Source organism: Pseudomonas cichorii, from assembly GCF_015471405.1.
Lineage (GTDB): Bacteria > Pseudomonadota > Gammaproteobacteria > Pseudomonadales > Pseudomonadaceae > Aquipseudomonas > Aquipseudomonas serbiensis.
The window spans coordinates 91,997-111,457 of sequence record NZ_BLVZ01000006.1 but is presented as its reverse complement, the minus strand read 5'-3'; the positions used below and the strand labels follow the sequence as shown (position 1 = coordinate 111,457).

The window sequence follows — 19,461 nt, the reverse complement described above, 5'->3', positions numbered from 1 at the left end:
TTTATCGCGAATGAATTCGCTCCTGCGGGCGCAGGAGCGAATTCATTTGAGAAAAGATCAATCAAGCGTAGAAATCGATCTCGCTGGAGCCGATCACGCGAGCCGCTGGCTGGCTGACCGGAGTGGCGGCATCGGCAACAGCGGTATCGTCCTGCCCGTCACCGGACCCCGAACCACCGCTACGGCCACCGCGCTGTGCGCGACTGGCCTGTTCCTGCGCCTGCTGTTGGGCTTGCTGCTGAGACTGGTCGGATACGTTGACATCCACCTGACCAAGCCCTTGCTGCACAAACGACTCACGCAAGCGTGACATCTGGCTTTCCAGCGCTTCGCGCACACCCATATGGGCGCTCATGAAGGTCACCTGGGTCTGTTGCTCCGGCGCCATATTGACGCGAATGTCCAGACGACCAAGCTCGGCAGGTTCCAGCTTGATTTCAGCCGACTTCAGGTTCTGGCTCGACAGGTACATCACGCGATCAACGATCCCTTCGCTCCAGCCGCTCTGGTTCATGGCCAGAGGCTGGTTGATCAGAGGCGCAGGCGAAGCCGCAGTCCTGGCAGGCTGCGCAGCCTGACTCAAGGCCGCCAGACGCTCGGCGAAGTTATCGACCCGCGTATCGCCAGTGACGCTCTTGGTGTCTTTCAGGCCGTCGCTGATCAGGTTGCTGAACGACTTGTCGCTGCTTTCGGTGCTGCTCTCGTCCGACGGCAACTGCTCGCTCAAGGCCGCCAGGTTATTGGCAACATTTTGACTCGGGTCATTATCGGCATTGTTTGTCCGACCCGACGCATGAGCCTGTTGCGCCGCCTGCGCCTTGGAGTTGGCGTTTTCCAGCGCAAGCTGCACCGCATGCAAGCCGTCCAGCGGATCGGCCTCAGGGTCGAACGAATCATCTTCAGCAACAGGCGCCGCCACGGACAACGCCGCCACGACCGGCAATGCCTGGACCGCATCGACGTCAGCCTTTGCCGCCGAAGTAACAGGCGTCTGGGCAGCAGCGAGCTGCAATGCCGGATCAAGCGCGGGATCGGTGACCACAGGCGTCACCACCTCGGCGACCGCTTCACCCTCGGCATGAGACTTGTCATCGGTGCTGGCACTGGCCGAGTCGGCAGGCAAGCCCTTGCCGCTTTCGGCAACGCTCGAGTCATCAGCGGCAGTTGCCGTGTCAGTGTCGGTCTTGTCCTTGCCAGCGACCGTCTTGTCCTTTTCAGGAACGGACTTGTCACGCGCAGGCTTGACCGCAGTATCGTTGCGATCAGCGACCTTGTCCTTGGCCTGCTTGGCGTAGACATTGGAAAAGCTGGAAGCATCGCCCTTGCCGCTGTCAGCAGACTTGATCGCATTATTGGCCGCACTGGACTTTGACGCCGCAGTCACATTGGCCTGAAGAAGCACGTTAGGGGCAAGGGGCATTTCGATCTCCGCACATAAGCAGCTGGTTACCCGAATGACAGCAAGATACGGGCCAGTTTTGCCAGAAAGCGGAAACGAGGGGAAATCAGGTTTGTCCGATGAACAATTGGCGCTCGGCGTCGAATAACCGGCGGATGGTCAGGTACTCGCTGTCGATCCTGCCAATCAACTCTTCGAGGCCTGCGCGCTGCTGCTGACGAGCACGCTCTTCAAGCTCGCGACACAGATCCGACAAGAGCAAGGCGCCCATATTGCTGCTGCTGCCCTTGAAGCTATGAGCCGTCAGGCTCAACTCCTGCAGGTCCAGCATCTCGGTATCGACAGCCCGACGCAATTGAGTCACGCGCTGCTCGGAATCCTTGAGGAAAACATCGAGCAACGTTGGATATTCGTCTTCCATGACTTCCTGCAAAACGCTTAACACGCTGTAATCCAGATGAATCGACACTTGCTCACTCCTTGATCAAGACTCTGCAGGCGATTATGCCATTGCTCTCCAGAAAAATTCCACGCAAGCAACCCGGCCGTCCTTAGACCATTGCGCCTGCTGGCTCAACTCACGAATCAACTTCAGACCACGACCATGCAGCCCATCCAGCGAAGGCGGCATGGCAAGCACCTCCTGCACATCGAACCCCTGGCCACTGTCTTCGACACGAACAGTCAGCCGACCACCCTGCTCTACAGGCTCGACCTGCAGATGCACGCGAATGAAGCCCGACTGCAACGCATCCAGACGCTCCGTCCGCTCTTTATAATAGCGGGCAAATCCGGTGGCATCCTGCTTGAGTGCCGAATCCAGCCCCAAAACACCATGCTCCAGCGCATTGCTGTACAGCTCGGTGAGAACGCTATGCAGCGCAGCACTCTGCGCCTGAAGCGCCGGCACCTCAAGCAATAACTGCATCAGATAGGGCAAAGGATTGAATCGGCGCAGAGTCGAAGCCCGAAACTCGAAGCTGACCGACCAGTCCAGAGGGCGCGACGCCGCACTCTCGAAATAATTCGATACCGCCGGTGTGTCCTGCGCCTCATCGATGACACTGATTTCCAGCATGCTGACGTCATCACGGGCACGTCCGCCAAAATCGTTCAGCGCCTGAAGAATCTCCTCAATCAACAAGGGCGGCTGACGGTTTGCCGTCAGGACTTCACGCAGGCGCTGCACACCAAACAACTCTTCGCGATTGTTGCTGGTATCCAGCACGCCATCGGACAGCAGAAAAATGCGATCCCCCGTCGACAGCGGATAAACCTCCGTCCGGTCATCGAAAGAACTGGCACTCAGTATCCCAAGCGGCAAATGCCGCGACACCATCGGCAAGTGACTGCCATCGGTCACTCGCAACAGATAAGCATCCGGCAACCCGCCATTCCATATCTCGACTTGTTGCTGCTTGAGATCGACCGAGAGCAGCGCTGCACAGCAGAACATGTCCACCGGCAGGATGCGCTTGAGCTTGGCATTCATTTCCCGAAGCATTTCAGACACGCCGTAGCCCTTGGCGGTCATGCCGTAAAACACTTCGGCCAAGGGCATCGCTCCCACTGCCGCAGGCAGGCCATGGCCGGTGAAATCACCGAGCAATACATGCATATTCCCGGCCGGCGTGTAGGCAGCAAGCATCAGGTCGCCATTGAACAGCGCGTAAGGCGATTGCAGATAGCGGATATTGTCCGCCCCCAGACACCCCGAATGCGCTACCTGATCGAATACGGCCTTGGCGACGCGCTGTTCGTTGAGCAGGTAGTCATGATGCCTGGCGATCAGGTCGCGCTGATGCAGGACGGTTTCCTGCAACAGCCTCAGCCGGTTCATGGCATTGATCTTGGCAGCCAGAACCAGCGGGTTATAGGGCTTGGAAATGAAGTCATCACCACCGGCATCCAGGCAGCGCGCCAAGGCTTCGCCTTCAGTGAGAGACGTCAGAAAGATGATCGGGACCAGCGACTCGCCGGACAGGCTCTTGATACGCCGCGCCGCCTCGAAACCATCCATGACCGGCATCATCGCGTCCATCAGGATCAGCTGCGGCCGCTCGGTCTCGAATATCGCCAATGCTTCGATGCCATTGGCCGCACTCAGGACTCTATGGCCCAGCCGCCCGATGATGGTCGACAGCAGCAGACGATCACTGGCGCTGTCATCGGCGATCAGTATGCACAACCCCCTGAATGCCGAGGACAAGGGCGTCAACTCAGCTGGAACAGCTTCGAGAAATTGGAAATGGTGAGAATCTTGACGATATCGGGTGTGCAATTGGCCAGCCGCACCACGGCATCATCACCGCCGGCGTGATCACGCAGCAGCAACAGCATGCCCAGTGCCGAACTGTCCAGATAGTGAGTTCCCCCCAGATCCACCACGTAACTCAGGCTGCCAGCATGCCCTTCATAAGCACCGCGAAAATCTTGATGAGTGGAAAAATCGAAACGCCCCTCAATGAATACGGTCAGTTGCTGACCGTCTTGAGAAAGCCCGGAAGTGATCTTCGCCATAAGGATTCCTGAAGTACGCCATCACACCTCTCGCAAGCGTAGCCGAGAGAATCGACATATCAATACTGCTCATGGCGCGGCAGGCGCTGGGACAACTCATCGAGCAGCTTCTGCTCGCGCTTGTCTTCAAGTTGACGCGCTTCGTCGATATAGCGCTGCACCAGCTTGCGCAGCCCCTCGACTCGCGCATAACACTCCTGCCAGGCACCACGAGCCTTTTCGAGGTTGACCTTGTGCCACTCCAGGCTCTTGTTCTGCTGGCCGACGGCAGTCTCCAACTGATTGAGAAAGCGCTGGTAGTTGGTCAGCCATTGGCCGGACACACCGTTACTGCCCTGGTTGATCCATTGTTCCTGATAACTCAGGCGGAACCGCTCCAGCTCTTCAAGCTTGCTGTAGGCCAGGTTGACCTGCCCCTGAAAGTGCCCCAGACGCTGGGCCGCCGTACGCTCGGCGGCCTCTGCCATCTCGACCACGGGCGCCAGACGCGCCGCACGACTCTGGGCCATGATCTATCAGCCGCCAGGAGCCGGAGCGAACACGGCCGCCAGTGCATCGCTGCTGGCCTGCATGCTTTCGTTGTCGCGCAAACCCTGGCGCAGGTAACGCGCAAGGGCGGGTTGCAGGGCAATGGCCGTGTCGGTTTCCCGGTCGCCACCTGCCACATAGGCACCCACGCTGATCAAATCGCGACTCTGCTGATAACGGGACCACAGCTGTTTGAAGAACTGCGCACGCCCCATGTGATCAGGGCTGACAACCGCCGGCATGACCCGGCTGATGGAAGCTTCAATATCGATGGCCGGGTAATGCCCCTCCTCGGCCAGACGCCGGGACAACACGATATGACCGTCAAGCACACCCCGCGCGGAGTCGGCAATCGGGTCCTGTTGATCGTCACCTTCGGACAGCACCGTATAGAACGCGGTGATGGAACCGCCACCGGCCTCGGCATTACCGGCACGCTCGACCAGCTTGGGCAAACGGGCAAATACCGAAGGCGGATAACCCTTGGTTGCAGGCGGCTCACCGATGGCCAGGGCGATTTCCCGCTGGGCCTGGGCAAAACGGGTCAGAGAGTCCATCAGCAGCAGAACATTCTTGCCCCGGTCACGGAAATACTCGGCAATGCGCGTGCAATACATGGCAGCGCGCAGACGCATGAGTGGTGCATCGTCAGCAGGCGAAGCCACGACGACAGAGCGTTTGAGCCCCTCTTCTCCGAGGATATGCTCGATGAACTCCTTGACCTCACGACCCCGCTCACCGATCAGGCCGACGATAATAATGTCCGCCTCGGTAAAGCGCGTCATCATGCCCAGGAGCACACTCTTACCCACGCCAGTACCGGCAAACAGGCCGAGACGCTGGCCGCGACCGACCGTCAATAATCCGTTGATACAGCGAATCCCCACATCCAGCGGCTGGCTGATGGGGTCACGCTTGAGCGGGTTGATGGCCGGGCCGTCCATGGGCACCCAGTCTTCGGCCTTGATGGGCGGACGTCCGTCCAGCGGTCGACCGGCACCATCGAGTACACGACCCAGCATGCTCATGCCCATCGGCAGGCGTCCGGTATCGGCAAGCGGTACAACCCGCGCACCCGGCGCGATACCCGCCACACTGCCCACAGGCATCAGGAATACCTTGTTACCCGAAAAGCCCATCACCTCGGCATCGACTTCGACCGGATGATGGCTGTCATCGTTGATCACCACACAGCGACTGCCCATGGCTGCACGCAACCCTTCGGCTTCGAGGGTCAGGCCGACCATGCGCAGCAGGCGCCCTTCCACCACCGGCTGGGCAGGCAAGGTGATGGAGTCGGCATACGAGCCCAGGCGCTTGCCGAAGCTGGTGCGATCAAGGCGCATCGTTTTTCTCGATATCGACTGCACTGGCAGGAGTGCCGGTCAGTTCGATATTCAGATCGGCTGCGCCGGGGTGTGCGACCTGCTCGTGCAATTGGTCGTACATTTTGGAGATGGCCAGGGAAATGCGCGTCTCGACACTGGCATCGATGCGACTATGTTCGGTTTCGATCCGGCAGCCGCCGGGCAACAGGCTATCGTCCTCAAGGATTTTCCAGCTTTCCTCATGGCGCTCACGCAACGCCTTGACGAGCCCGAAGTCTTGCGGATTGATAAAGATACGCAGGTTCTGCGCGCCCATCGGCAGCAGTTTCAAGGAGTCACGCAAGACATGGGCGATCTGCTGCGAGTCAGTCTGCAACTCGCGCTGAATGACCTGACGCGCGATGTGCTCGACAAGGTGGATAACCGCCTTTTCGATCTGCGTGTCCTGCTCGGCAACCGGCTCCAGCAGATTGAGCATCAACTGCTCAAGGCTGGCGATCTTGGCCGCCAGCGCCACTTCCGCTTCCTGGCGAACCTTGAGTTGTGTGCTGTGAAAGCCTTCTTTTTCGCCCGTGGCGAACCCTTCGTTCCAGGCTTCCTGGCGAATGCTTTCCAGCTCTTCCAGGGTCAGCGGCTGAACCTCCTCCAATGGAACTTCTTCCATTTCGGCAGGTTCTTCCTCCACTGGCTCCGGCTCGGGTTCCGGCTCAGGTTCTTTATGTGGGTCAAAGCTGGGCAATGACCACATGTCGAAACCAACGACATCCTTGGCGCGAATAAGATCGCTAACCGATTCTTTACTGGAGCTGGACATGAGTCAGGGCAATCCTTAGATCATTTCCTCGCCACCTTTGCCACCGAGCACGATCTCGCCGGCCTCGGCCATACGACGTGCAATGGTGAGGATTTCTTTCTGTGCGGTTTCCACGTCGCTGACACGCACCGGACCCTTGGCTTCCAGGTCGTCGCGCAACAGTTCGGCAGCACGCTTGGACATGTTCTTGAAGATCTTTTCCTTGATCGCCTCGTCCGAACCCTTGAGCGCAAGCACCAGTACGTCCGAAGACACTTCGCGCAGCAGCGCCTGGATACCACGGTCGTCCACGTCGGACAGGTTGTTGAACACGAACATGAGGTCTTCGATCTGCACCGACAGGTCTTCATCGACCTCGCGGATCGAATCCATGAGCGCGCCTTCGATAGAACTGTCGAGGAAGTTCATGATGTCGGCAGCGCGCTTGATACCACCCAGGGTAGTACGCGAAGTGTTTGCGTTGCCGGAGAACTGCTTCTCGAGAATCTGGTTGAGCTCCTTGAGAGCTGCCGGTTGAACGGTATTGAGCGATGAAACGCGCAGGATGATGTCCAGACGCACCTTATGGTCGAAATGCCCAAGCACTTCACCCGCCTGGTCGGCATCCAGATACGCCACCACAATCGCCTGGATCTGCGGGTGCTCGAAACGGATCACATCGGCGACCGCACGCGGCTCCATCCACTTGAGGCTGTCCAGGCCGCTGGTGTTGCCACCCAGCAGAATACGGTCGATCAGGCCGTTGGCCTTGTCTTCGCCCAGGGCCTGGGTGAGCATCTTGCGGATATAGCCATCAGAACCAACGCCAAGGCTGGTCTGGTCGCCGACGATATCGACGAACTCGCTCATGACCTCTTCGACCTGCTCGCGATGCACGTTGCGCATCTGAGCCATGGCCACACCCACTTTCTGGACTTCCTTTGGTCCCATGTGCCGAAGCACCTGGGCCGCATCGGTTTCACCCAGAGAAAGCAGCAGCACGGCTGCCTTCTCCACCCTGCTCAGTTTGGCTACGACGGCTCGATCATTCATCAGTGTTAATCCACTCTTTCACAACCTGGGCCACACGACCCGGGTCTTCGGCCACCAAACTCTTGATTGCATTCAACTGTGCGTCATAACCCTCGGTCGGGCTAGGCAGCAGGATACTTTGCGGACCACCCAGGCTGACGCGGTCATTGGACAGTTCGCCATCCATGCCACCGCCGCCCATACCACCGAAGCCACCCAGCTCCGAGTCGCCGAACCCGCCCAGTTCCTTGCCCTTGCCGCTGGTGATGTTGTTCAGCACTGGACGCAGAACACCGAACACCAGAATCAGGATGAAGATCACACCCACGGCCTGTTTGAGGATGTCCCAGAACCATGGCTGCGAGTAGAACGGAATTTCCGGAATCACTTCACCGCGCTCAGTAGAGAACGGCACGTTGATCACGCTGACACTGTCACCACGGCTGGCATCGAAACCGACGGCATCCTGAACCAGGCGCGTGAAGCGGGCCAGATCAGTAGCACTCCATGGCGCACGGGTCACTTCGCCATTGGCCGGGTTGGTCTTGACCATGTCATCGACGACCACCGCCACCGACAGACGAGTCAGACGACCCTGCTGTTGCTTGGTGTGGCTGATAGAGCGATCCAGCTCGAAGTTCTTGGTCGACTGCACACGCTTGTCGGCCGGGTACGGAGCCAGGGCAGGCTGACCGGTAGCCGGGTCCATGATCTGCTGGCCGTTGGCATCAAGCAGCGGCTGGCCGGGCGCGATAGCCGCTGCGGCACCGGCAGCACCGCCACCGGCAGTCTGAGGTGCGGTCGCAGGGCCTGGAGGCTGGTTGCTCAAGGCACCCGGCACACCTTGCGGGCCGGAACTGCTGGAGCGCTGTTCATTGACCGACTGCTCGCTGCGCAGGGCAGGCTGGTCAGGATTGAAGCTTTCGGCTGTCGATTCGACGGCGCTGAAATCCACCACTGCCGAGACTTCGGCCTTGTAGCGGTCACTGCCCAGAATAGGTTGCAGGATATTCTGCACGCGCTGGGTCAGCATGCCTTCCATGCGACGGCTGTAGTCGAACTGCTTGCCAGCCATGGTCAGCTCGGAGTTTTCGGCCTGATCGGAAAGCAGGTGGCCCTTCTGATCCACAACCGTGATCTGCGATTTGCTCAGTTCGGGAACGCTGGTCGCAACCAGGTTCACGATAGCCACGACCTGACTTGGCTCAAGAGTGCGCCCGGCGTACAGCTCGACCAGAACCGAAGCACTTGGCTTGCGATCGTCGCGTACAAAGACCGAACTCTTTGGAATCGCCAGGTGCACGCGCGCAGCCTTGACGTTGTTCAAGGACGAAATGGTGCGAGCCAGCTCACCTTCCAGGCCACGACGGTAGCGTGTGGCTTCCATGAACTGGCTGGTACCCAGGCCCTGGTCCTTGTCCAGAATCTCGAAACCGATGTTGGAGTCGTTCTGCACCACACCTGCCTGAGCCAGCTGGATACGCGCACGCTGCACGTCATCGGCCTTCACCAGCAAGGCACCGGAGTTGGGCTCGACGGTATAGGAGATGTTCGCGGCAGTCAGGGTTTCCATGATCTGCTTGCTGTCCATCCCCGCCAGGCTGCCGTAAAGCGGCCGGTAATCGGGTTGCTGGGACCAGAGCACCACGGCAAAGCCAATGGCCACGCTGGCAGCCAGACCGACCATGAGGCCAATCTGACGCAGCATGGTCATTTCAGAAAGATTTTCCAGAAAAGACAGACCAAACAATGGCTTCTTGTCTGGAGAGCCCGCTCTTGCCGGAACGGTTTCGGCTGTTGCTTCGGCCATGACTCAGTACGTCCTTTAAACCGGCATCTGCATGATGTCTTGATAGGCTTGAACCAGCTTGTTACGAACCTGGGTCAAAGCCTGAAACGAGACGCTGGCTTTTTGTGAGGAAATCATGACGTCAGTCAAATCGACACCACTCTTGCCGATTTCAAATGCGTTAGCCAGCTGACCTGCGGCCTGCTGGGTTTCGGAAACCTTGTTGACGGCCTGGCCAAGCATATCGGCAAAGCTGCTGGTGCCGACTTCCGGCGTAGCGGTCACTGGTTTGGAGGCCGCCATGGCATCCATCTGCATGGCCCGCATATCCAACATCAAGCGATTAAATTCAACACCTTGGCTCATGGACATTTTCTCTCGTAAGGCCCGCAATTTTTTGACACTGATTCAGCGGATAGTGAAGACATAGCAACAAGAGTGCCAAATAGATAACGACATCTCGTTTCGCCCTGCTCTCACCCGCGACCCAGACCTTCTGGGTGAACCCCTTCCCTTGCACCAATGACGTCAATATGCCATTGAATTACATCATTCATACGACAAAGCCAAAAGAAAGGATCACCCTCCCCGACCTGCCTGAACAACTCAAGTCGCGAACAGATAACCCTCGACATCCATGCCCGCATCACGCATCTGCGCCAGCTTGTAGCGCAAAGTCCTTGGGCTGATCCCCAATCGCTCGGCCGCCTCCTTTCGACGCCCACGCTCAGTACGCAGCGTGTCAATAATCACTTGAAACTCACGACGCCTGAGATCATCTCCCAGCGCACCAGCCGACTCGGCACTCGCGCCTGCCTGCACAGTGTCGACCGCAGCCACAGGCGCCGACGGCAGCGAAGCTACAGACTGCACGGCCCCCGTGACAGGTCCCGCCAGACAGAAATCCTCGGCCTCGATCACGCCGCCCTGCTGCAGGATCAAGGCCCGCTGCACGGCATTATCCAGTTCCCGCACGTTGCCCGGCCACGAATACCCCACCAGACACGCCTGCGCCTGGGCAGACAACCGCACAGGCGCATGCTTCATTTTATTGACGTGCTTGGCCAACAGACGCTCAGCCAACGGCAGAATATCGGCAGTCCTTTGACGCAGCGCCTGCCATGCCAATGGAAATACCGATAACCGATAAAACAGATCCTCACGAAACCGCCCTGCCGACACTTCACCCGCCAGATCACGGTTGGTGGTCGCCAGCACCCGAATATCCAGACTGATCGGTTTACGGGCACCCACACGCTCTACTTCCCGCTCCTGAAGCACTCGCAACAGTTTGGCTTGCAAGCCCATGGGCATCTCAGAAATCTCATCAAGCAGGATCGTACCGCCATCAGCCTGCTCGAACTTGCCTGCCTGCGCCGCAATGGCGCCGGTAAACGAGCCCTTCTCATGACCGAACAGCGTCGCCTCCAGCATGTTGTCCGGAATCGCCGCGCAGTTGATCGCGATAAAAGGCTTATCGGCACGCGGAGAATTTTGATGAATGAATCGCGCCAATACTTCTTTGCCGGTCCCGGACTCGCCTGAAATCAGCACGGTGGAATCGCTTTTCGCCACCCGGCTTGCCAGATTAAGAAGCTGAATACTGGCGGGCTCCACAGCAATCGGCCCATCGCTTTCAACAGGCCCCAAGCGCCCAAGCGCATGCCTGGCAACCAACGCCAGCAAGGCTCGCGGCTCGAACGGCTTGACCAGATAATCCGCCGCCCCCTGACGCATGGCATCGACGGCACGCTCGACAGCGCCATGAGCCGTCATCAGCAGAACAGGCAATTGCGGATGGCGAGTGCGCAACAGCGCCAGCAATTGATGCCCATCCATGCCCGGCATGTTCACATCACTGATGACCAGACTGAACGGCTCCTGATCCACCGCGAGCAAGGCATCTTCAGCCGAACCCACCGCACGGTAGCCGTATCCGGCCAACTCAAGAGTCTCACCCAGCGCCTCGCGCAATGAACGGTCGTCTTCGACCAACAGCACCTTGATCGACATCAGCTATTACTCACTGAGGCGCAGACCGGAATCAACGGCAAACTGACGATTGCACAAGTCCCGCGATTGACAGTGGAACGGTACTGCACACCACCCTGGTGAGCCCGTGTTACCGCCGTGACCACCGCAAGACCAAGGCCGGTGCCGGTCGTCTTGGTAGTGAAAAACGGCTCACCAATACGCGATAGCGCTGACTTGTCCATGCCGCCGCCGTTATCACTGAAGCACAGGCGCAAGGTATTGCCACGGCTGTAGGCATGAATTTTCAGGCGGGTCCTGCCCACACTGGCCTGCACTGCGTTTTCCACCAGATTGAGCAACGCACCCACCAGCGTGTCGCGATTGCACAGCAACTCACCATCAATCGAATCGCACTGCCAGCGCACCGCCACATCCTGGACATGAGTCTGCGCCGCAGACTGCAAAGCCTGGAACAACTCGCCCGGCGTCAGACGATCGGTCAACGGCAGTTCGCCACGCGCAAAGACCAGCATGTCACGCACTTGATGCTCAAGCTCATGCAAGCGCTCCTTGAGCCGCGAAGCAAAACGCTGCTGGGTTTCGACTGGCAACTCCTGCTCGGTCAAATGACTGGCATAGATCATGGCTGCCGACAGAGGTGTGCGGATCTGATGCGCCAGAGAAGCGACCATTCGCCCCAGAGAAGACAAGCGCTCATGGCGCGCCAGTTGCTCCTGAAGATGACGGGTTTCAGTCAGATCGTTGAGCAATACCAGTTGCCCTGGCTCTGCATCCAGCGATCGAGTGGCAATGGACAGACGACGCCCGTCCCGTAGAGAGATTTCGTGCCCGTCATCTTCACGAGGGGCAAAGCAGCGACTGATAACGTGACGCCACAACATGCCCAGCAAAGGCTGACCCAACATTTCGATGGCCGCCGGATTAGCCTCGCGCACAACCCCCATGCCGTCTATGACGATCACGCCACCGGGCAGCAGATCCAGAAGATTCTGCAAACGGTTGGCCAGGCGCTCTTTCTCTGCCAACTCCTGCATACGCTGAACACCAGCCTCGGCCAGCTCTCCTTTCAACTCCGCGACGCGAGTTTCCAGCAGGCCGTAGGAATCAGACAGTTGTGCTGACATCTGGTTAAACAACGAGAACGCCTGCTCCAGCCCCTGGCGACTTTCCAATTCCAGGGAAGGTTGAGCTTGGCTGGGCAAGTCAGAAGACATTTGGGCGGCCTTGGACATAAATCATCTCTCGCATGGCGAACCGTCATTAAACGGTATGTTGAGAGTGACTTAGCAATCCTCGTGCCTAAAAAAAACCCCTGAAAATTCAGAGGTTTGATTTTTGGCACCCGAAAGAAGCGTCAATCATCCGCCTGATCATCACCTTCCCGGCGACTCATGCCATATTTGCGCATCTTTTCCACAAGCGTTGTACGACGAATCCGCAAACGCTCTGCAGCACGGGCCACGATGCCATTTGCATCATCCAGCGCCTGCTGAATCAGACCTTGCTCCAGACCACCCAGGTAGTCCTTGAGGTCCAGACCTTCCGGTGGGAGCACAGCGCCGGAAGCGAAGTTCGGCGTATGGCCATTGATAGCCACACGCTCTTCCAGATCACTGCGCAGGCTGTCGACCATCTGCTCGTCTTCATCGTCGACATAGCGGAATTTCTTCGGCAGTTCCGCAACACCGATAACACCATATGGATGCATGATCGCCATGCGCTCCACAAGGTTGGCCAGCTCGCGAACGTTACCCGGCCAGGCATGGCGACACAGCGACATGATGGCGGCCGAATTGAAACGGATCGAACCGCGCTTTTCGTGCTCCATGCGCGAGATAAGCTCGTTCATCAGCAACGGAATGTCTTCGACGCGCTCACGCAGCGGTGCCATCTCGATCGGGAAAACGTTCAGACGATAATAGAGGTCTTCACGGAAACTGCCGATCTCGATCATGTTTTCGAGATTCTTGTGAGTCGCAGCAATGATTCGCACATCGATACTTTGAGTCTTGTTGCTGCCGACCCGCTCGAAAGTGCGCTCCTGCAGGACACGCAGCAGCTTGACCTGCATCGGCAACGGCATGTCACCGATCTCATCGAGGAACAGAGTACCGCCATTGGCCAGTTCAAAGCGCCCGGCACGACTGGTGATCGCCCCGGTAAATGCACCCTTCTCATGACCGAACAATTCGCTTTCCAGCAACTCGGCCGGAATCGCACCACAGTTCACCGGAACAAAAGGCGCGTCGCGACGCTTGGAGTGATAGTGCAGGTTGCGAGCGACCACTTCCTTGCCCGTACCCGACTCACCCAGAATCAGCACGCTGGCATCAGTATCGGCAACCTGCTGCATCATCTGCCGCACGTGCTGAATGGCACGGCTGGTACCTACCAGGCTGCGGAACAGATTGGGCTCGCGATGCCGACCACGCTCGCGGGCCTGATCGTACATTTCACGATAAACCTGGGCACGATGCAGAGCATCCAGCAGCTTGCTGTAGCTGGGAGGCATTTCGAGGGTGGAAAGCACACGCCGACGCAGGTCTTCGGGAAGGTCGACAGCAGAATTTTCGCCCATCAACAGAACGGGAAGGAACTCATCCCATGCAGCGACTGTCTTAAGGAGTCCTTGCAGGCTACCTGGAGCGCTCACACTCCCCACGAGGACGCAGAGAACTTCGCGAGTGGAGGCCAATGAACCGACAACCTGCTGCCAGTCCTGGCTGGAACAGGATAAATTTTCTTCGCCCAGAAAATTCAGGATAACCGCCAGATCCCGGCGGCGCTGGCTATCGTCATCGATTAGCAGAATCTTGATTTCACGCCACATGCAATAGCAACTTCCCTAGTCAACTCAATGCCCGAGATCGGGGGCAGCTTGGCATCTCAGCCGTAATATCCGATAAGACGCCAGAAAATAGTGAACATCACTAGTTAAGTCAAAAAAACATACACAGTCAAATTTATGGCGAAACTATTGTCGAACAATCAAACCGACAATTAAAAGCTAGCCAAACAGATGGTATACCTTCGCGGCATTTTTGGCATTGCGGATTTGTGTCATTTCATCGGCGATTGCCTGACGCTCATCTGTAGCAACGTCAATCAATTGTCGATATACACCCAGCAGCTCTTCGAGATTGCTACGCAAACCCGGCTCATCGGCAGGCGCTTCGCTGACAACTGCTTCAACACATTCACGGCACGCCAGATCAAGCTTGACGATTGCTTCCCAGTCACGCTCGGCCAAGGCCCCGACCAACGCTTCACGGGTTTCTTCGATACGCTTGAGCGCAGCACTCATGGTGTTTTTCTCCAGAAGACAGCGAACTTATTGTTGTACAGCGCCGATTGCATCCCAGCCTTCCTTGACAGTAATCAGCAGGCCGGCAACTTCATCGAGCATTTTTTCATCGTTCTTGGCATTGGCTTCAGCCAGGCGCTTCATCATGTAGTGATAAAGACTGTCCTGGCGAACCAGCGTCGGGTCGTTTTCCAGATCCAGTCCTTCACGCAACCCACCCACAATGCCAATGGCCTTGCCGATAAAAATGCATTTATTGGGGATATCCTTACGCGCCATGGCGCCCTTGGCCTGGGCGATGCGATCAAGGCCACCCTCCATCAACATCTGAACCAGACGGTGAGGGCTGGCTTCAGAGGTCTGTGCCTGGGAGCCAATCTTCTGATACTGACGCAGTGCTAACATCGGGTTCATAGGGGGCCTCGTAGCAGATCCATATTACGTATACCCAAGCTATCGACGTACGGTCAAAAAACTTTAGCCCAAAAGCAAAAACCCGACACGGGGTCGGGTTCTTGGCATCATCTTTAATTTACGAAGCGTTTTTCTGTGCATTCATCGCCTCGAAAATCGAGGTGATACTGCTGGCCGTTGCCTTGAGCTTACCTACCGCCAGGTCCATCGCGTTGTACTTTTTGGTCAGCGTATCAGTCAGCGTATCAATACGACGATCAAGAGCCTCTTGCTCAGCAGTGAGTCGAGTCTGAACCTGAGTCAGCATGGTTTTCTTGGAAGCAAGAACCCCTCCCGACTTCGTGTAGGGTTCGAGGGCTTTTTCCATACGCTCGATCAAGCCACCACTACCGGTGAATAACTGCTGAATATCACCGCCAAACTTCTTTTCATTCAGAGCAGCAGTAAATTCAGTGGTATTCAAAAACAGCGTACCGTCGTTTTGCTGAGTCGTGATACCCAACTGAGCCAGAGACCCAAGACCACTGCTGGAGGTCGCCGTAGCAATCTGGTTACGAACAACCGCGAGCAAGGCACGAGGCGTCGAATCACCGGTCATGGCAGCTGCAGTGAAGCTTTTCCCATCGGCAGATACAGTGCCTTTGGTCAGCGTCGTTACAAGCTTGGCCAAGGTGTTGTAGGAGTCGACAAAAGTCTGCAGCGAGGTTTTCAAACCCTCAGTGTTGGTCGCGACCGTGATCGCAGTGTTCGTGTTGGCGTCGACGCTCTTGGCCACCAGCTCGAACGTCAGACCGGATACAGCGTTGCTGACCGTATTGGTCGCACTGGTAATCTTCAGCCCGTCGATAGTGAACTCGGCATCCATGGCCAAGGCCGAAATCGCGCCGGCGCCTGGAATAGGATTGCCATTGGCGTCGTTCGAGGTACTGGTGGTGCTCATCAACTTGGTGCCATCAACACTCAGCATGCTGAGGTCTGTACCACCATCCACTGAAATATCACTGCCCTTGCCGGTAGTCGTCGAGCTATACACCAACCGAGAGCCGTTGCTGTCGGTAATGATGTTCGCCGTAATACCCTTACCCTGGAGCGTGGAGTTGATCGTGTCACGCACCTGCTGCAGCGTAGAAGTCGAAGTAATCTTGACTTCGTGAATAGTGCCATTTTGAGTGATTTTCAGGGTACCACTCGGAATAGCACTGATTTGAGACGAATTGAGCGCAGCCGTCGCAACCTTGGAACTGGTCGCCAACTGGCTCACGTTAAGAGAGTAAGTACCACTGACCGCCGCATTACCCGCAGTTGCCTTGACCACAGACTCATTGGCCGAAGTGGCGGCAAAACCCTGAAAGGCAGGTGTTGTGGTGCTCTTGAGAGCGGTCATCGCCGTCTGGAAGGCACTCAATGCAGCAGTCAGCTGATCGACACCACCAGAAGCCGCAGTATTGACACTTGTCTGCCTGGTGATCTGGTTTTGCTTGGCAGCCTTCTCGACCCCAACCAGACCATCAACGATATCTTTGATATTCAGACCAGAGTTGATGCCTGTACTTGCTGTAATTGTAGCCATGATGCTTACCCCTCAAGAATGTCGCCGATCTTTTGACCCTTTCCAAGGAATCGGAAAACCTGCAACAAGTTTCGTGCCAGTAGTCAGGCCTTGACGTGAAACAACAAGCTATGCGCGTTGTTCAAGCTATCGGCCAGTTTCAGGATTTCCGCATTGGGAATCTGTCGAACCACCTCACCGGAGTCACTCGCAATCACTTTGACAATGACTTTTCCAGAATCTTCGTCAATCGAAAATTCGAGGTTACGCTTGAACGACTGAAAGAACTTCTGAATGTCTTCCGCCGCAGCTTTCACCTTCTCCTCATCCTGTGAGTCGTCCTTTTGCAAGTCGGAACCCTTACTTTCGGACGTCGGAGCCACTCGCTCGACGGAAGGCTTATCAACTGGCTTATCCGTTGCTACAACAGGACTTGCCGGTTGAGCGGGTGGATAAGACACGTTCAGCTTTACACTCATATCCATGACCATCACCTCCGAAAGTAAAAAAGCGAGAGAGCACTGTTAAGCACTCCCCCGCCAAACTCATTCCGATATTACTGAAGCAGTTTCAGTACAGCGGAAGGCAGCTGGTTAGCCTGAGCCAGAACAGAGGTGGAAGCCTGTTGCAGGGTCTGTTGCTTGGTCAGCTGTGCAGTTTCAGCAGCGAAGTCGGTATCTTGTACACGACCCAGTGCAGCACTGGCGTTTTCGTTGATGTTCTGCAGGTTGGAGATGGTGCTGGTCAGACGGTTTTGTGCAGCACCGAGGTCAGCACGAGTGGCGTTGATGGTCGACAGAGCGGAGTCGATAGCGTCCATTGCAGCAGAGAATTTCAACTCTGCATCAGCGCTGTCGGAACCGGCGATGCTGATAGTCGAACCAACACCCAGGGTGCTCGCATCAAAGCTGGAGCTCAGAGTCAGAGTGATCTGGTTCGAAGCGCCAGTGTTGGAGCCGACCTGGAAGGTCATGGTGCTGGCAGTACCGTCGATCAGGTTCTTGCCGTTCAGGTTGGTGCTGTTTGCGATACGAGTCAGTTCTTCACTCATCGCGGTGAATTCTTTGTTCAGAGCGTCACGGTCAGTAGCGCTGTTGCTGTCGTTTCGCGACTGGACAGCCAGTTCACGCATACGCTGCAGAATGTTGGTGGACTCTTGCAGAGCACCTTCAGCGGTCTGAGCCAGGGACATACCGTCGTAGGCGTTCTTGATGGCCATGGTCTGGCCTTTGATCTGCGAGTTGATACGGGTGGAGATTTGCAGACCGGCAGCGTCGTCTTTGGCGCTGTTGATTTTCAGACCGGAAGACAGACGAGTCATCGAAGTCGACAGTGCGTCAGAGGCGCGACCCAGGTTCTTCTGAACGTTCAACGATGCAACGTTGGTGTTTACTGTTAAAGCCATGATGAATTCCTCGTTGGTTGGGTACTACGTGGCTTCCGGCCCCTGCAAGCGCCGGGTGTGCCTAGAGAACCTTCGTAATAGTTATCGTCGCGGTGGCAGGTTGCTTGAGCATTTTTTTGAAAATTTTTGCCAGCAATCTGCCAGCCCTTATAAAACAAGGGCTTGGGACCCTGCTCACGAGGAAATAACACCGGTAAACGGCCTTGCATGAAAGGACTTGCAAGTATGGAAAAAGCAGAAACTCAAAACTGCTGCTATTACGCAACCACTCTTTTTCATGAAAAAAGCGCTTGAGGGAGGCCCCGCAAGCGCTTTTTTTGAACAGGCCGGGATCAGGCCCTGTAGATGATCGCCGATCCCCAGGACAGTCCGACACCAAAACCGCTCAGTGCAACGCGCTTCCAGGAAGAGTCGAGCACATGTTTTTCAATCAGCAGCGGAATGCTCGAAGACACCGTATTGCCGGTTTCGACCATGTCCTTGAGAAACTTCTCGGGCTTGTCTTCAAAACGACGCGCCACGGCATCAACGATGGCTGCGCTTCCCTGGTGAATACAGAAGGCATCGATATCGTCAGGCTGCAGACCGGAATCACCCAGCAATTCATGCAGGTGCGCAGGCACTTTAAGCAATGCGAAGTTGAAGACCTGACGACCATTCATGAAGAACACGCCATTGCTGACCTTCAAGTGCGGCGCACCGGAACCGTCAGTACCGAACTTGGCCTTGCCCAACTGCCAGGGAGCATCTTCACCCATCCAGGTCGCAGTGGCGGCATCGCCAAACAGCATGGTGGTGTTGCGATCTTCAGGGTCGACGATCTTCGAGTAAGGGTCGGCAGTCACCAGCAGGCCGTTCTTCAGGCCCGCGGCTTCCATGAAGCCCTTGATCGCATAGATGCCGTACACATAACCGGAGCAACCCAGGGAGATATCGAACGCAGCGACACTGGTCGGCAGGCCCAGCTTGTCCTGCACGATGGCAGCAGTATGCGGCAGCCCTTCTTCGTCACCGTTCTGAGTGACAACGATGAGCACATCGATGCTTTCGCGTGTCAGCTGAGGATTGTTGGCCAGCAGTTTATTGACCGCTTCCACGCACAGATCCGACGTCTCCTGTGCGGAATCCTTGCGCGGGAGAAATGTGGAGCCTATTTTCCCAAAGATGAACTCTTCATCCTTGCCGAATCTGGCACCTTGAGCGTAGTTATCCACGCCATCTGTGGGCACGTAACTCGCTATGCTTTTTATGCCAATCATCATGGCTTCCCGATTAGTAAACAGGTAAATGTTCGTCCCAAAGAAATCAGGGCGCTACCGAATAGAGGCGATTTGCGGGCATTTTCAGGGGGCGGTGCATGCTTACGCAAGTCGAACGCACGTCGCTCCCTGTAACACGATACAGT

Annotated in this window: 19 protein-coding genes; all 19 read right to left on the bottom strand. The window is 56.7% G+C overall.

All coding sequences use genetic code 11. The features are described 5' to 3' along the window. Positions 1-61: 61 nt before the first annotated feature. Positions 62-1,420 (bottom strand): flagellar hook-length control protein FliK, encoded by a 1,359-nt coding sequence (locus tag JL015_RS10560; RefSeq protein ID WP_201018437.1) that lies wholly within the window; start codon positions 1,418-1,420, stop codon positions 62-64. A gap of 85 nt (positions 1,421-1,505) precedes the next feature. Continuing rightward, a complete protein-coding gene (locus JL015_RS10555; protein WP_201018436.1) occupies positions 1,506-1,868 on the bottom strand; it encodes an Hpt domain-containing protein in 363 nt (120 codons plus the stop codon). Positions 1,869-1,901: 33 nt separating this feature from the next. Then, the gene (locus JL015_RS10550) at positions 1,902-3,608 is read right to left on the bottom strand and encodes an ATP-binding SpoIIE family protein phosphatase (protein ID WP_201018435.1); all 1,707 of its coding nucleotides are present in this window, start codon (positions 3,606-3,608) and stop codon (positions 1,902-1,904) included. Positions 3,609-3,613: 5 nt separating this feature from the next. Next, positions 3,614-3,919 (bottom strand): STAS domain-containing protein, encoded by a 306-nt coding sequence (locus JL015_RS10545; RefSeq protein WP_201018434.1) that lies wholly within the window; start codon positions 3,917-3,919, stop codon positions 3,614-3,616. A 59-nt stretch (positions 3,920-3,978) separates the two neighbouring features. Continuing rightward, the gene (gene fliJ / locus JL015_RS10540; protein ID WP_201018433.1) at positions 3,979-4,428 is read right to left on the bottom strand and encodes a flagellar export protein FliJ; all 450 of its coding nucleotides are present in this window, start codon (positions 4,426-4,428) and stop codon (positions 3,979-3,981) included. A gap of 6 nt (positions 4,429-4,434) precedes the next feature. Beyond that, entirely contained in the window at positions 4,435-5,793 is a 1,359-nt protein-coding gene (gene fliI, locus JL015_RS10535) for a flagellar protein export ATPase FliI (RefSeq protein WP_201004710.1), read from the bottom strand. Next, complete coding sequence (gene fliH / locus JL015_RS10530) at positions 5,783-6,589, bottom strand: flagellar assembly protein FliH (RefSeq protein WP_201004712.1); 807 nt, start codon at positions 6,587-6,589, stop codon at positions 5,783-5,785. The genes fliI and fliH overlap by 11 nt, the downstream gene beginning before the upstream one ends. A gap of 15 nt (positions 6,590-6,604) precedes the next feature. Beyond that, the gene (gene fliG, locus JL015_RS10525; RefSeq protein ID WP_117181174.1) at positions 6,605-7,621 is read right to left on the bottom strand and encodes a flagellar motor switch protein FliG; all 1,017 of its coding nucleotides are present in this window, start codon (positions 7,619-7,621) and stop codon (positions 6,605-6,607) included. Further along, positions 7,614-9,410, bottom strand: a complete 1,797-nt coding sequence (gene fliF, locus JL015_RS10520; protein WP_201004713.1) for a flagellar basal-body MS-ring/collar protein FliF — start codon at positions 9,408-9,410, stop codon at positions 7,614-7,616. The genes fliG and fliF overlap by 8 nt, the downstream gene beginning before the upstream one ends. Positions 9,411-9,425: 15 nt before the next feature. Continuing rightward, positions 9,426-9,755 carry a flagellar hook-basal body complex protein FliE gene (gene fliE / locus JL015_RS10515; protein ID WP_025260897.1) on the bottom strand — a complete coding sequence of 110 codons (330 nt, stop codon included), beginning with the start codon at positions 9,753-9,755 and terminating at the stop codon, positions 9,426-9,428. A gap of 240 nt (positions 9,756-9,995) precedes the next feature. Then, on the bottom strand, positions 9,996-11,402 hold the full coding sequence (locus JL015_RS10510; RefSeq protein WP_201018432.1) for a sigma-54-dependent transcriptional regulator: 1,407 nt from the start codon (positions 11,400-11,402) through the stop codon (positions 9,996-9,998). After that, on the bottom strand, positions 11,402-12,616 hold the full coding sequence (locus JL015_RS10505) for a sensor histidine kinase (protein ID WP_201004715.1): 1,215 nt from the start codon (positions 12,614-12,616) through the stop codon (positions 11,402-11,404). Before JL015_RS10505 ends, JL015_RS10510 begins: the two co-directional genes overlap by 1 nt. A 122-nt stretch (positions 12,617-12,738) precedes the next feature. After that, positions 12,739-14,214 carry a transcriptional regulator FleQ gene (fleQ, locus tag JL015_RS10500; protein WP_201004718.1) on the bottom strand — a complete coding sequence of 492 codons (1,476 nt, stop codon included), beginning with the start codon at positions 14,212-14,214 and terminating at the stop codon, positions 12,739-12,741. A 177-nt stretch (positions 14,215-14,391) separates the two neighbouring features. Next, on the bottom strand, positions 14,392-14,688 hold the full coding sequence (fliT, locus tag JL015_RS10495) for a flagellar protein FliT (RefSeq protein ID WP_201004719.1): 297 nt from the start codon (positions 14,686-14,688) through the stop codon (positions 14,392-14,394). A gap of 27 nt (positions 14,689-14,715) precedes the next feature. Further along, on the bottom strand, positions 14,716-15,102 hold the full coding sequence (gene fliS, locus JL015_RS10490; RefSeq protein ID WP_201018431.1) for a flagellar export chaperone FliS: 387 nt from the start codon (positions 15,100-15,102) through the stop codon (positions 14,716-14,718). A 118-nt stretch (positions 15,103-15,220) separates the two neighbouring features. Then, a complete protein-coding gene (gene fliD, locus JL015_RS10485) occupies positions 15,221-16,675 on the bottom strand; it encodes a flagellar filament capping protein FliD (RefSeq protein ID WP_201018598.1) in 1,455 nt (484 codons plus the stop codon). Positions 16,676-16,755: 80 nt separating this feature from the next. Continuing rightward, positions 16,756-17,136, bottom strand: a complete 381-nt coding sequence (locus tag JL015_RS10480) for a flagellar protein FlaG (RefSeq protein ID WP_201004720.1) — start codon at positions 17,134-17,136, stop codon at positions 16,756-16,758. 71 nt (positions 17,137-17,207) lie between these two features. Further along, positions 17,208-18,056, bottom strand: coding sequence for a flagellin domain-containing protein (locus JL015_RS10475; RefSeq protein ID WP_201018430.1), 849 nt, complete (start codon positions 18,054-18,056; stop codon positions 17,208-17,210). A gap of 332 nt (positions 18,057-18,388) precedes the next feature. Then, a complete protein-coding gene (locus tag JL015_RS10470; protein WP_201018429.1) occupies positions 18,389-19,315 on the bottom strand; it encodes a ketoacyl-ACP synthase III in 927 nt (308 codons plus the stop codon). Positions 19,316-19,461 lie beyond the last annotated feature (146 nt).